Source organism: Pedobacter sp. AC212 (genome assembly GCF_979258625.1).
The window spans coordinates 1892131-1905193 of sequence record NZ_OZ409870.1 but is presented as its reverse complement, the minus strand read 5'-3'; the positions used below and the strand labels follow the sequence as shown (position 1 = coordinate 1905193).

The following is a 13063-nucleotide window of genomic DNA, read 5'->3' as shown; positions in this document are numbered from 1 at the left end:
TCAGGCAGTGAGTTTTCTAAAAATAGCTTCTAATGAGCTGTTATTATTTGATTTCTTTATTCCTTCGAGTGAATCGTTAGCTACAATTTTGCCTTTATTTATGATGATGATATCATCGCAAATGGCCTCAACTTCCTGCATGATGTGCGTGGAGATAATTACGGTTTTGTTTTTGCCAAGTTCTTTGATCAGTGCTCTTATATCCACCAATTGATTTGGATCTAAGCCAGACGTAGGTTCATCTAAGATTAAAACATCAGGATTGTGAATGATCGCTTGAGCCAAACCAACTCTCTGGCGATAACCTTTAGATAACATTCCTATTTTTTTATGTTGCTCAGGTGTTAAGCCAACCATTTTAATTACTTCATCAATACGGTGAGCTAAATTTTTCATTTCATAGGTTTGGCCTACAAAATTCAAAAATTCCTTAATGTACATGTCGGTATAAAGCGGTGTGTTTTCTGGCAGGTAGCCAATATGCTTTTTTGCTTCAATGGCTTCTGTTAAAATATTTTTGCCGGCAATTTCAGCATCGCCAGAAGTGGGTTCCAAATAACCGGTAAGCATGCGCATTGTAGTTGATTTCCCTGCACCATTCGGCCCCAGGAAACCCAAAATCCGTCCTGGTTTGGCTTCAAAACTAATCACATCTACCGCCTTTTGGTTATGATAGTGTTTGGACAGATTTTTTACTAAAATACTCATTTTGTTTTTTTATAAATCAGTCGTCATTGCGAGGCACGAAGCAATCTCTCTGGCAATATAGATTGCTTTGTACATCGCTATGACAGTAATATTAGTTAATATTGGCTGAACTCAGTTTCTTATTATACCGGAATTTATCCAATTGTTCGGCAGCTTGGGCAATATTATCCGATGACAAGATATCTGCTCCATTATTTACCAAATGATAATATACATTTTTGGCAGGATTGGCAATCGAGCTTTTATCGATATTTCCCATTGTACCGAGAATGGTTGTGATACCTTTTTCATGTAGATAACTGTACAGTTCTTTATCAGGTGCACTTACCCCCACAAAAGCTACAATTCTATTATTTGGGATGCCCAAATTGTTTAATCGCTTCAGTTCAGATTTTTTTTGTACTGATGCAGAAATCATTAAGTCGGGCGCCAATTGATGCACTTCCTGTGCCTGATTCGCTGTATAAGTGATGATGATTGAGTTGCTTTCAACTTTATACTGCTTCACTTTCTCAATTACTTTGGCATAACTCACTCCACGTTTTAAATCGATAGTGAGCAAAACCTTGCCTTTACTCCAGCTCAATACGCTATCCAAAGTTGGAATTTTGAAACTGGTTTCTTTTCCATCGTCATCTTTCAGGTTAAAAGCTTGGAGTTCTTTGTAAGTGTAATTTCCAATAGCCCCTTTGCCTGTCGAAGTTCTATCCAGTTTATCATCATGCATAATCACCATTACCGAATCTTTGCTATAAGCAATATCAAATTCGATCACCATCGGATTATACGTGGTGGCGTTTTCGAAAGTTTCAATACAATTTTCAGGAAATCCGGGCATTGGTCCGCCGCGGTGAGCGCTAATTAATGGAAAGCGTTTCTCAGGCGACCATTGTAAGAACTGATATAATTCTTCGGTTTTATTGAATTTAATATAATGATGAACTTTTCCTTCTTGTTTGCAGGCAGTAAAAACTGAGATTGCAGCAAAGAAAAGTAGATAGTGAAATTTCATGTTTCAAAAATAGGAAAAAATGGATGATGTAAAATGGAATTCTTGGCGTTGTGCTTTTTACACGTGAATAGATTAGCAACTTTAGCCACCTTAAACCCGTATTCTATGGTTTTTGCAAATAAATTTTAAAATATTTAGGCAGCATTATAAAGATCTTTCTTATAGGGTCTGTTTTTCAATACTGCTGCAAAAGCTCTGCTGACCAGTTTGTTTCTCAATACGTTTAGAACAGCTGAATGATGCTTTCCTTCTTGTATCTTTCTGTCATAATACCTTTTGAACTCATTATCCTTTTTGATTGTGTTGAGCGCACACATGGTAAGTAGTGTTTTTATTCTTTTATTTGCCAGGTGGCTAACCTTTGGCTTCCCCTTTAGTGTTGTTCCAGAGGTATTTCCGAAAGGGGCAATACCACAATAACAGGCAAACTTCCTGGGATCCTCGAACAGACTGAATCCTTGCGTAAGGACCACGATAAACATCGCTGTCTGAGGCCCTATACAGTATACGGAGTTGACCAGACGATATTGCTTTTCAAGTAGTTTGTCCGCTTTTACACATCTTATAAGTTCCGCTTCAATCATGTCAATTTTCTTGTCATATTCTTTGATCAGTGACTTCCTGATCTCCAATGTAAAATCTGCTGAATCTCCATCGAAAGCTTCCAGCTCTCCACTTGCGTTTTTTAATGCCGTCTGTTGCTTCACAAGCTGCTTTCTACAGCTCAATAAATGCTTTAGCTTGCTTATGGTTTTGCTCGGAAGTTTAAAAAGAACAGCTTTGCGCCTATGTAAAAAACCATAGTTGGCTATTTCGGCAGCATCTGCCTTATCAGATTTGCCACGTTTTAGACCAAGGGAGCGCTTAAGCCTCAGGGCGTTCTCAACCCAGAGATTTCCGCCCTGTCCGTCAAAAAAGGTACAGATAGGAAGTGTGTAGAGTCCGGTATCCTCTGCGCAAAAAAGCATCTCAGCAATCGAAAGGCCGGTAAGCTCCTGCATCCAGGCCACCATTTCCTTACAGCCTTCCTCATTGTTGCTAAAGGTGCCATGAAACTGCTCATCAGGATTTTCAGTAAGAAAAAACACTACATCTGTTTTCATTTTTGAAACATCGATGCCCGCAAATAATCTGTAATTCATAACTTTGGGTTGTTAAGTGGAAAAAACAAACCTTAATGTTGAATAAAACTAAATCCCTTAACGGTCCAGCGAAGACTAAAATTCTATATGGTTCTTGTTCAACAAACGGCAGTGCTCTAATACGGGTTTTAGGTCTTTAACCTAGATCGAGCCAAAGTGCAGCACTGCCGTTAAGGTTTTTATTCAAATCTCAAATATTTCTAAGAATATTCAAACCTAAGGGATTGCAGCGAACACGTAGTGCAACGAAGTAAAGTGCAAAGCGGGACTGAAATAAACTGATAAGCACTGTATTTGCTTTTCGAAAAATTTTTGAAGCATTTAAGGCATTTAGAAACATCAAAGCAGGGGTTTTTACTTTAATTTTTCAGCTTTAGTCTTTCAGCTCAAAATAATTATCTTTGCCTGCATTATGGCTCAAAAGAATAACGACGAACAATTTAAAAATGTAATCTCACACGCTAAAGAATACGGTTTCGTATTCCAAAGCAGCGAAATATATGATGGCTTAAGCGCCGTTTACGACTATGGCCAATTGGGTGCCGAGTTAAAAAATAACATTAAAACGTACTGGTGGAAAGCCATGGTACAAATGCATGAAAACATTGTGGGCATTGATTCTGCGATTTTTATGCACCCGAAAGTTTGGAAAGCAAGCGGACACGTTGATGGTTTCAACGACCCGATGATTGACAACAAGGATTCGAAAAAACGTTATCGTGCCGATCAATTATTAGAGAATAAAATTGATGAACTATATACTGAACTTGCCAATTTCAGTGCTGAAAACAAAGTTAAATTTGCAGAATTTCAGCAGGAGATTTTAAATTTAAGCGATGAAGGCCAAGCAAGCTGGGTACCGAGTTTTAAAGATGAGGAAGGAATTTTAGATAGCGAAAAATATCCTTTTATTGATGAAGCAAGCTGGAGATTTGTTAAAAAAGGCTTAGCCCTTGAGGTAGAAATGAACCTCGCCCTTAAAGCTGAAAATTTAGCACAGCTGAAAGATTTAATTGTTGATTATAAGGTAATCTGCCCGATCTCAAAAACATCTAACTGGACAGATGTTCGCCAATTTAACCTGATGTTTAGCACTCAATTTGGAGCTATGGCAGAAGGCAGTGATGAAGTTTATCTTCGCCCGGAGACTGCTCAAGGTATTTTCGTAAACTTTTTGAACGTTCAAAAATCAGGAAGAATGAAAATTCCTTTTGGTATTGCACAAATTGGAAAAGCTTTTAGAAATGAAGTAATTGCCCGTCAGTTTATTATGCGCATGCGAGAGTTTGAGCAAATGGAAATGCAATTCTTTGTGCGCCCGGGAGAAGACAAAAAATGGTTTGAGTATTGGAAAGAGGCTCGTTTAAAATGGCACAAAGCTTTGGGAACTTCATCAGAAAAATACCGCTACCACGACCACGTTAAATTAGCACACTACGCAAATGCGGCAACTGATATTGAGTTCGAATTCCCTTTCGGATTTAAAGAAGTGGAGGGTATTCACAGCAGAACGGATTTCGATTTAACCCAACACCAGGAGTTTTCTGGCAAGAAAATGCAGTATTTCGACAACGATTTAAATGAAGATGGCAAACCTTATGGAAATTATGTTCCTTACGTAATCGAAACATCTATCGGTTTAGACCGCATGTTCTTGTTAACGATGATTAATGCTTTCGAAGAACAAGATTTAAGCACCGAAGAAAAACAAGATAGCCGTACGTTATTGCGCTTACACCCTGCTTTGGCACCTTACAAAGTGGCTGTTTTCCCTTTAACTAAAAAGGATGGTTTACCAGAAAAGGCTAGGGAAATTATGGATACTCTGAAATTTGATTTCAACTGTATTTATGAAGAAAAAGATGCCATTGGAAAGCGCTACCGCCGTCAGGATGCTGTTGGCACCCCATTTTGTATAACAGTTGATCACCAAAGTTTAGAAGACAATACCGTGACCATTCGCCACCGCGATAGCATGGATCAGGAACGTGTTGCGATTGCAGACTTAGCGGACATTGTGGGCAAAGCGGTAAGCTGGAGAACTCTTTTGGCATAATAAAATCGAAATGCGCTAAGTCAATTTTGGAATTGAATTTAGCACAGCATCACATCATATATAGTCGCAGGTTTAAAAGCCTGCGACTTTTTTTGTTTAAAACAGTCATAAACGTTATCAATCATCAGTTTTAAACAGAAGTTACAAAAGCAAAATTTGCTTTAAAAGCACATTGAGAAATACAAAACCTTCTAATTCCCGTACCATTCGTGGTTTTCTACCCTAGTAATCTCTGGCTTTCCGATTTGATTGAGATACCTTCTGGCACCTACCAGCGTTTTATATTCCCGCTCATCGAAGTTGGTTGCTCCAGGCTTTAAGCTATTAATTCTAACCATTCCTGCTGATTGGATAAACTCCCCATCGCTCATATAAATGGCCGTATGCGTTATTCGCCCCTTGAAGTCACCCCTCAGTTTCGCGGCTGCGAAAAACAGTAAATCTCCCGCTTTTAAATTCTTCAGGCACTTATCAATGCTAGTAGAATCATTTTCCAGCACCTCAATCTCCTCACCAATCAACGCCTGCTGCGAGGCATCTCTAGGAATTACAATCCCGTTTAGAAAATAGCTGGTTTTGGTAAAGCCGCTGCAATCAACGCCTTTAACTGATGTGCCTCCCCATAGATACGGAACGCCCAAAAGTGTTTTGGCACTGCTTAAAATGCCATCCGCAGTCGGGTTGGTTTGTTTCTGCCAGGTTGAAAACGAAGTTCCTTCGGCTTTTTTAATATACCCTATTCTCTTGTCAGGAAATACCACCTGATAGAAGTTTTTCACTTCAGCTGTTACTTCCAAAATGTTCCCTTTCACCAAGTCAGAAACCCGAAGAGATTTTTCATCAGCTTTGCTGTAAGCGTGACCATAATCGGCCAAATAAATCATCCGCTTCGCATTTTTCCAACGTTCAAAGCTTTGTCGATTCATCAGGCTAACCGCTGCTCCATCCGTATAGGAGATATAGCCGTCTGGTGTTTTAACCAAATAATATCCGCCCTGTTTTTTTAATACTTGCACAGGAGTGCCCAAAGTCATTTGTGTCATCATTTCTGCCGCGTTTTGGGGCGCTGCCCTATTGTTGCAAACCGAAAGATTAGCCAAACCAAACTCCAAACCATTAAGTGATTTCGATGGTAAAAGCTCGCTAATTTTTACAAGTCCGGTTACCTGGCTCAACTTAGCAGCTAAACTTTGTAATGCTTTTTCAGAAGTGCTTTCTGCATAAATGGTATCGCCTTTAAAACCAACGTTAAAGTAAACTGATCGCTTATCTGGCGCAAATTCTTTTTTTACAGCGTTAGCAATTACCCGGTAAGCGGCGGTATCAACCTGTGCTTTTACAGCTATTGTTGTCCCAAGCAGCAGAGCCAGAATAAACATTCGTATCATGTTCTAAAATTAGTAATAATCCATTATCTCAGCATTCAATAAGTTGTAACTAATCACTTACCTGGACAGATTTTGGTTTAATTTTTACCTCTAAAAATAAATGATTTTTAACGGCGTTATTGATGAATACCGTCACTTTGATGAACAAACTATTTTTAGCCTTTTCATTTCTTATCGTTATCGGCAGGCAGGCTAATGCGCAAACCTGGACGGACGCCGAATTTCGCAGAGCCAATACGGCAGCAAATGCCTCCTATTTAACTAATGAAGAAAAAGATATTGTGATGTACATGAATTTAATCCGCATGGATGGAGAAAAATTCTATTATACTTTTCTGGATGATTACATCTATAGCTACAATGCTAAAGTTCGAAAATATCGCAACTATAATCAATTGCGTATCACCCAAGATAACCCTTACTACATCTCCCTGCTTAAGCATTTACGCGGCATTAAAAATTTGCCGATGTTTTATCCTGATGAGAAATTGAGTGCATTGAGTAAGAGCCATGCCTTAGATTTAAAAAAATACAGCTTAAGTTCGCATGAAAGCAGTAATGGCAATTCATTCACAAGACGTCTTTCAAAGTTTTTCCCCAACCTCACCAAAAGCGAAAATATTGATTTTGGCTATTCAAAAAGCCTAGACATTGTTTGCCATTTGCTTCTGGATTGCGGGGTGCCCGAGCTAGGGCATCGATTTAACATTATCGATCAAAAGAACAAACTCAACACAGTTGGTATTAGCATTCAAGGTCACCCAACATACACCTGGTGTGCGGTAATCGATTTTGTTGCACAGCCCGCCTACCAAAACAACGCGAAATAAATACTGGGCCTTCTAATTAGTTTATGTAAACTCATTCAAAGTGGCTTTCGCCAGCATCATTTTGCATTTTATTTAACAATTGTGCCAAATCTTTCTATTTTTGGCCAAATAATTCCATAATGCGTAAAGCCATTTTATCTTTTATCGACTTTTTTTATCCACCGTTTAAAAGATTTATTTCCTTACATAATTTCAGGTATTTAGCTACCGGCGGAAGTACTTTTGTACTCGGCTTGGTTGTCTTCTATCTGGCTTATAATTATTTGTTTTTAACAGAAGAAGTTAAAGTTTTAGCTATGACGCTGAAACGGAATACGATGGCTTTAATTGTTGAGTTTGCAATTGTGATTCCTTACAGCTTTTTACTGAATAAATATGTGATTTTTACGCATAGCGAAGTTAAATCGCGTACTCAATTATTTAGATTTATAAATCTACAGTTCATTAACATGTTGTTAAACTATGTGTTATTGAAATTTTTTGTAGAAATGCTGGGAATCTATCCGACCATTTCGCGGTTGGTTGTATCAGTTGGCATTGCCGGATTTAGTTATCTCTACCAACATTACTTTACCTTCAGTGTTAAAAAAATTGGGGATAAGAAAGTTGCCAAAAAGCACTAATTTCTTTTTGAAAAGCAGGTTCAGCAGCATTTAGGTTAATCCGGCCCCGCCCTCATTTCAAATCCGCTCCCGATGAAAAATCGGGATTGCGTGTTTTTCATTAAGTCGGGTTTAGCTAGCCTTGGTCGTGGTTCTGTTTATGGTTGAGAGCACATTCCCAAAAAAACCATGTTGATGAGCACGGTCTGGTGTGATTAAACGGGATGGAAGCGGTATCCTTTTTACGCATTTGTAATGCGTAAAAGATTTAGCGAACAGCCCGGCTACCCATTGAAATGAAAGGCAGGTTTGGCTTTTCAAATGATTAATCTATTTATTAAAATTAGCATTTATTGCCTCAAACCTTTATTACGCTGTGCTGTTAATTTAAGCAGTCGCTTATTTGTTAACATAAAGGCAACACCATATATTAGCTCCCGACCAACTTATTTTCATAAACCATGAGCCATTTTAATGACTTTAATAATGCCCAGGTAGCCAAACTACCCAAGCATTTAAAACAGTTTATTGTTGACCAAAACTACGAGAAATATACGCCTATAGATCAGGCGGTTTGGCGGTATGTGATGCGACAAAATTATAGCTACCTAAAAAACGTGGCTTATTATCCATACATAAAGGGTTTACAAAGAGCGGGTTTGAGTATAGAACATATTCCTGATTTGCAAACCATGAATGACAATTTGGGTAAGATTGGTTGGGGTGCCGTTACTGTTGATGGTTTTATTCCGCCTGCAGCCTTTATGGAATATCAGGCTTACCGGGTTTTGGTTATTGCCGCTGATATCAGGCAAATTAACCACATTGAATATACGCCTGCTCCAGATATTATTCACGAAAGCGCTGGGCATGCGCCGATCATTGCAGATACTGACTATAACAATTACCTCAGTTACTTCGGTTCTATTGGCGCAAAAGCGATGTTCTCTGCCAAAGATTTTGAACTTTATGAAGCGATTAGAAAGCTCTCTATTTTGAAGGAAGCTGTTGATGCCAACGAAAGTGAAATCGCCAAAGCAGAAAAAGAACTTCGGTACATTAATGAGAATATGGGCGAACCATCTGAAATGGCTTTGCTGGGTCGGCTGCATTGGTGGACAGTGGAATATGGCTTAATCGGAACTTTGGAGAACCCAAAAATTTATGGTGCCGGATTACTTTCTTCCATCGGTGAAAGTGCGAGTTGCATGCAAAGAGATGTTGAAAAAATTTGGTATAACATGGATACCATTAATTATGCTTACGACATTACTAAGCCACAGCCGCAATTATTTGTGACAGAAACTTTCCAGAATTTAATTGATGTTTTAGAAACCTTTGCAAATACCATGGCCTTTAGAGTTGGAGGTGCAGAAAGTGTGATGAAAGCTATTGCTTGCAAGAACGTTGCTACCGCAGTGTATAGCTCGGGTTTGCAGGTCAGCGGCGTATTTACTGATATTGGCCTAAACGCTGATGATGAAGTAACATTTATTAAAACAACCGGCGTTTCGGCATTGGCTTTCGCAGGAAAGCAGCTGCAAAATCACGGCAAAGATTATCACAAAGATGGGTTTTCCTCTCCCGTTGGAAGACTCAAAACTTCGCTAAGGGCCCTCGAAAATTATAGTGATGAAGAAATGGAAATGGCTGGGCTTTACCTCGGCAATAACACCAATTTGACCTTTGAAAGTGGCATTACTGTAGCGGGCAAGGTGAATAATATTTTAAAAAGAGCAGACAAAACAATATTAATCACCTTTGAGGAATGTACCGTTACCGAAGGCAATGGAAACATTTTATTTAAACCCGAATGGGGAGTTTACGACATGGCCGTTGGCGATAAAATTGCATCTGTATTTAATGGAGCTGCAGATAAAGATGCTTTCGAAGAAATTACCTTGGTTAGCTTGGAGAAAACTCAGCAAATCGCTTACGATGATAAGACCTTAAAACTTCATCAACTATATAAAAGCGTTCGGGAGATTAGGGAAAGCGGTGATCACTTAGCGCAGCTACCTGATATATTTGATCAACTTAGAACCAACCACAGGCAAGACTGGCTTTGTGTCTTGGAAATTCTAGAACTTGTTTACCATAAGAAAATCTACCATCAATTGGAAAGGGACGTTTTGATTTACCTTGAGCTTAAGGCAGCCAGAGAAGCCGATCATCGGAAATTGATTAATGATGGTTTGCATGTGATTAAATATCCGGTGAGCCAGTTAGTTGCGGAATAGTCGAAATGCAAATAATTTAAGCCTGCCAAAAATTGATTTTAATTGATTAAATTTGATTATGATAATTGAAATTCAGCAACCCGTTACTAAAGAAAAAGTACAAGAAGCAATAAAAAAAGTTTCGGAAGGAGCTGCAAAAAAAAGCTTACGTAAGCACTTCGGCAAACTTCAGCGTGGACTTGATGGCGTTGATTATCAACAAAAAATAAGAAACGAGTTCATTTAGTTTTGTTGCTGATACAAACTTTCTCATTAATGTTCACGAGGGTTTAGAAAAAACCGAACCCTTTCTAGATGGAACTGCAATCGTTTCAGTAATATCTGAAATTGAATTATTAGGCTGGCATTTGCTTAAGGAGAACGAGAGATTAGGACTAAAATCTTTATTAGAAGATTGTGTAATAATTGAATTGAATTCTGAAATAAAAAATATTGCGATCTCAATTCGTCAGCAATATCGAGTAAAAACTCCCGATGCGATAATCGCTGCCACTTCAAAATTTTTGCAAATCCCACTAGTTACCTCCGATAAAGGTTTTAAGTCGATAGTTGATATCGAACTAATTTTAATTTAGCAAACAACAGCACTTTCAAGCTGATATCAATCAAAAGAATAAAATGAATATCATAATTACCGGGGCAAGCAGCGGAATTGGTTTCGAAACAGCTTTAGAATTCAGTTTACAAAAAGAAAACAAAATTGTTGCCATAGCCCGTACTGCAGATAAATTGCGGAAGCTACTAGAAATTGCGAAGGGAATTAACCCTGATTGTACATTATTACCTGTAGAGTTTGACATCGTAAATGACGATTATGCAGCGCTTATTCCATTTTTGAAAGAGCGATTGGGGCATGTAGATATTTTGATTAACAATGCCGGTGCGTTAATTAATAAACCTTTTTTACAAACTACAGAAGCAGATCTTGCTGAAATGCTCCAAAGCAATGTGATCTCTCATTTCAGGATGACCCAACAAATTCTACAACTGATGCAAACTGGCGGACACATTGTAAACATTGGCAGTATGGGCGGTTTTCAGGGCAGTGTTAAATTTCCTGGATTGGCAGCATATTCTGCCAGTAAATCGGCTTTGCACACACTGACGGAATGCCTGGCTTTTGAATTGGCTGAAACCGGAATTAAAGTAAACTGTTTGGCCTTAGGCTCTGCTCAAACTGAAATGCTGGAGGCAGCGTTTCCGGGATATCAAAGTCCGGTTATGGCCTTTGAGATGGGTAAATATATTGCTGATTTCGCTAAAACCGGGCACAAATTTTTTAATGGAAAAGTATTGCCAGTTGCGGTAACTACACCCTAATAACAATTTTATAATGGTAATTTATCTTTTTGTTTAAAAGATTTGATTACTTTTCCTAAATTAAATGTAATCATAAGTCCTGTAATAAATTATACTTAAAACTAAATCTAAATTAATGGAAACAAACAAAAACTTCGGAACACCTGATAATGGCAAAACTGCCGCAATTGTTAGTTACATCACACTAATAGGATGGTTAATTTCCTATTTTGGCATGTATAAGGAAAATAAAACAGCCTTATCTACATATCATTTACGTCAATCACTTCTTCTTCACTTGAGTATGATTGTCCTTAACATTGCGCTTTCTATTATAATTATGATTATCCCAACTATTATTTTGGTATACGTAAGCTGGGTAGTATATGTCGGTTATCTTATATTAATGATTTTAGGTGCAATAAGTGCCAGCAATCAAGAACAGAAACCTTTACCTATATTTGGAAATAAAGCTCAAGAAGTGTTTTCAAGCATTTAAATCGATGTTTATTATAAAAACAAAAGAAGCTCAAGTAAACTTGGGCTTCTTTTGTTTTAACTGGTTTTCCACATTTTGAGCTCCCTTAGATTATTTTTCTATCTTTGGCTCCAACATATGAAGAAATTAATCATTCCAATTCTGTTTTTCATTTTGTCTGCAACCGCAGGAAAAGCTCAAACCATCATACCAGCACAATACCAGGAAATGGTTAAAAAACTGGTTGCTAATCTACCAAAAGAAGCTAAGGCTCCATCAGGTAATCAAGAAACAAAGTCTGAAACACTTATCGATTTTGCTAAAAGCATGTTAGGTATTCGCTACCGTTATGCTACAAGCAATCCGAAATTAGGTTTTGATTGTTCTGGTTTTGTAAGTTATGTTTTTAGCAATTTTGGTTTTAAGGTGCCGCGTTCATCACGTGAATTTAGTGGCGCAGGTAAAGAAACTAACCTGGAAAATGCAAAAGTTGGTGATGTTTTAATTTTTACAGGCAGTAATTCAAAGGTAAGACGTATCGGTCATGTAGGCATCGTTTATTCTATCGATGAAAACGGAATAAAGTTTATTCACGCCTCTTCAGGCAAGGCTCATAGCGTAACCATCACCGAGCTTAACGGACATTACAGAAACCGCTTCATGAAGATTGTAAGTATTTTATAGCGTTATTTCTTTAGGTACTTCCACATTCTCGGCTTTCCTTCGCCAAGCCATTCCAAAGCGGTTTCTAAACGCTTTTGTTTAGTAGCTTCAGTTTTTGCCTCTTCTAGCCAAATCACATACTCTCTTTTATTTGATTCGCTAAAATTCTGAAAAACACGTAACGCAACCGGATCGTTCTGTAAAGCATCAACAAGAAACTGAGGCACAATTAACGGCGGCTTTTCAGCACTTTTTGGTTTCGGCGGAAGTTTAATACCTGCTTCATTAAGCTGTATTGCCTGTTGAATATAAGCCATCAGCACTTCGTCTGGTGGTAAATCTGCAAACGTCCTGATTTTCCCGAGTGCACCCATAGCGTTCGTTCGATCTTTAAAAAGATTGAGCTCGTCTGTCATTAATGAGCCTTTCCAAAAACCAAAAGCACAATGATTTTTGAATGAAGCCATATGGCAAACCGGACCCTTGAGCTCAAAAAATGGCATGCTCCATTTCATCTTTTCTTCTATCCGGGCATCTGCTTTGTGAACTAGATTTCTCAAATGATCCAAAATTGGAATGGCGAATTCAGCAGAATTTATAATGTACTGATCAACCTGAACAATGGTGTGCATGATGTTGGGTTTT

General features: G+C 38.2%; 13 protein-coding genes and 1 pseudogene. 9 read left to right on the top strand and 5 right to left on the bottom strand.

Going from position 1 to position 13063, the window contains the following annotated elements; genetic code table 11:
* From ACZZZC_RS08135 to ACZZZC_RS08125, 3 genes are all read right to left on the bottom strand, one after another.
* Entirely contained in the window at positions 1 to 708 is a 708-nt protein-coding gene (locus ACZZZC_RS08135; RefSeq protein ID WP_463485614.1) for an ATP-binding cassette domain-containing protein, read from the bottom strand.
* 91 nt (positions 709 to 799) lie between these two features.
* Positions 800 to 1720, bottom strand: coding sequence for a glycerophosphodiester phosphodiesterase family protein (locus tag ACZZZC_RS08130; protein ID WP_463485613.1), 921 nt, complete (start codon positions 1718 to 1720; stop codon positions 800 to 802).
* Between the two features lie 134 nt (positions 1721 to 1854).
* A complete protein-coding gene (locus tag ACZZZC_RS08125) occupies positions 1855 to 2862 on the bottom strand; it encodes an IS110 family RNA-guided transposase (RefSeq protein ID WP_463485612.1) in 1008 nt (335 codons plus the stop codon).
* A gap of 412 nt (positions 2863 to 3274) precedes the next feature.
* Between ACZZZC_RS08125 and ACZZZC_RS08120 the strand changes: the two genes are divergently transcribed.
* A complete protein-coding gene (locus ACZZZC_RS08120) occupies positions 3275 to 4918 on the top strand; it encodes a glycine--tRNA ligase (RefSeq protein WP_463485611.1) in 1644 nt (547 codons plus the stop codon).
* Positions 4919 to 5109: 191 nt separating this feature from the next.
* On the opposite strand, the gene ACZZZC_RS08115 is transcribed toward ACZZZC_RS08120, so the two are convergent.
* The gene (locus ACZZZC_RS08115) at positions 5110 to 6306 is read right to left on the bottom strand and encodes a C40 family peptidase (RefSeq protein WP_463486902.1); all 1197 of its coding nucleotides are present in this window, start codon (positions 6304 to 6306) and stop codon (positions 5110 to 5112) included.
* Between the two features lie 140 nt (positions 6307 to 6446).
* On the opposite strand from ACZZZC_RS08115, the gene ACZZZC_RS08110 reads away from it, so the two are divergent.
* From ACZZZC_RS08110 to ACZZZC_RS08075, 8 genes and pseudogenes are all read left to right on the top strand, one after another.
* On the top strand, positions 6447 to 7136 hold the full coding sequence (locus ACZZZC_RS08110; protein ID WP_463486901.1) for a CAP domain-containing protein: 690 nt from the start codon (positions 6447 to 6449) through the stop codon (positions 7134 to 7136).
* 119 nt (positions 7137 to 7255) lie between these two features.
* The gene (locus ACZZZC_RS08105; protein ID WP_056851371.1) at positions 7256 to 7759 is read left to right on the top strand and encodes a GtrA family protein; all 504 of its coding nucleotides are present in this window, start codon (positions 7256 to 7258) and stop codon (positions 7757 to 7759) included.
* A gap of 440 nt (positions 7760 to 8199) precedes the next feature.
* Positions 8200 to 9978, top strand: a complete 1779-nt coding sequence (locus ACZZZC_RS08100; RefSeq protein WP_463485608.1) for an aromatic amino acid hydroxylase — start codon at positions 8200 to 8202, stop codon at positions 9976 to 9978.
* A 58-nt stretch (positions 9979 to 10036) separates the two neighbouring features.
* Positions 10037 to 10204: a hypothetical protein gene (locus ACZZZC_RS08095; RefSeq protein WP_157255777.1), complete on the top strand. Its 168-nt coding sequence runs from the start codon at positions 10037 to 10039 to the stop codon at positions 10202 to 10204.
* Between the two features lie 16 nt (positions 10205 to 10220).
* Positions 10221 to 10553: pseudogene (locus ACZZZC_RS08090) on the top strand (type II toxin-antitoxin system VapC family toxin); the annotation flags it as partial.
* Between the two features lie 43 nt (positions 10554 to 10596).
* Positions 10597 to 11298: an SDR family oxidoreductase gene (locus tag ACZZZC_RS08085; RefSeq protein WP_463486900.1), complete on the top strand. Its 702-nt coding sequence runs from the start codon at positions 10597 to 10599 to the stop codon at positions 11296 to 11298.
* 115 nt (positions 11299 to 11413) lie between these two features.
* Entirely contained in the window at positions 11414 to 11776 is a 363-nt protein-coding gene (locus tag ACZZZC_RS08080) for a DUF4870 domain-containing protein (protein ID WP_463485605.1), read from the top strand.
* A 117-nt stretch (positions 11777 to 11893) separates the two neighbouring features.
* Positions 11894 to 12439: a C40 family peptidase gene (locus ACZZZC_RS08075; RefSeq protein WP_463485604.1), complete on the top strand. Its 546-nt coding sequence runs from the start codon at positions 11894 to 11896 to the stop codon at positions 12437 to 12439.
* Between the two features lie 2 nt (positions 12440 to 12441).
* On the opposite strand, the gene ACZZZC_RS08070 is transcribed toward ACZZZC_RS08075, so the two are convergent.
* Positions 12442 to 13050, bottom strand: coding sequence for a YdeI/OmpD-associated family protein (locus ACZZZC_RS08070; protein ID WP_463485603.1), 609 nt, complete (start codon positions 13048 to 13050; stop codon positions 12442 to 12444).
* Positions 13051 to 13063: the final 13 nt, after the last annotated feature.

Bases quoted from the DNA above. Each gene is read 5' to 3' on its own strand.
- ACZZZC_RS08135 (WP_463485614.1), bottom strand. From the start codon at position 708: ATGAGTATTTTAGTAAAAAATCTGTCCAAACACTATCATAACCAAAAG.
- ACZZZC_RS08130 (WP_463485613.1), bottom strand. From the start codon at position 1,720: ATGAAATTTCACTATCTACTTTTCTTTGCTGCAATCTCAGTTTTTACT.
- ACZZZC_RS08125 (WP_463485612.1), bottom strand. From the start codon at position 2,862: ATGAATTACAGATTATTTGCGGGCATCGATGTTTCAAAAATGAAAACA.
- ACZZZC_RS08120 (WP_463485611.1), top strand. From the start codon at position 3,275: ATGGCTCAAAAGAATAACGACGAACAATTTAAAAATGTAATCTCACAC.
- ACZZZC_RS08115 (WP_463486902.1), bottom strand. From the start codon at position 6,306: ATGATACGAATGTTTATTCTGGCTCTGCTGCTTGGGACAACAATAGCT.
- ACZZZC_RS08110 (WP_463486901.1), top strand. From the start codon at position 6,447: ATGAACAAACTATTTTTAGCCTTTTCATTTCTTATCGTTATCGGCAGG.
- ACZZZC_RS08105 (WP_056851371.1), top strand. From the start codon at position 7,256: ATGCGTAAAGCCATTTTATCTTTTATCGACTTTTTTTATCCACCGTTT.
- ACZZZC_RS08100 (WP_463485608.1), top strand. From the start codon at position 8,200: ATGAGCCATTTTAATGACTTTAATAATGCCCAGGTAGCCAAACTACCC.
- ACZZZC_RS08095 (WP_157255777.1), top strand. From the start codon at position 10,037: ATGATAATTGAAATTCAGCAACCCGTTACTAAAGAAAAAGTACAAGAA.
- ACZZZC_RS08085 (WP_463486900.1), top strand. From the start codon at position 10,597: ATGAATATCATAATTACCGGGGCAAGCAGCGGAATTGGTTTCGAAACA.
- ACZZZC_RS08080 (WP_463485605.1), top strand. From the start codon at position 11,414: ATGGAAACAAACAAAAACTTCGGAACACCTGATAATGGCAAAACTGCC.
- ACZZZC_RS08075 (WP_463485604.1), top strand. From the start codon at position 11,894: ATGAAGAAATTAATCATTCCAATTCTGTTTTTCATTTTGTCTGCAACC.
- ACZZZC_RS08070 (WP_463485603.1), bottom strand. From the start codon at position 13,050: ATGCACACCATTGTTCAGGTTGATCAGTACATTATAAATTCTGCTGAA.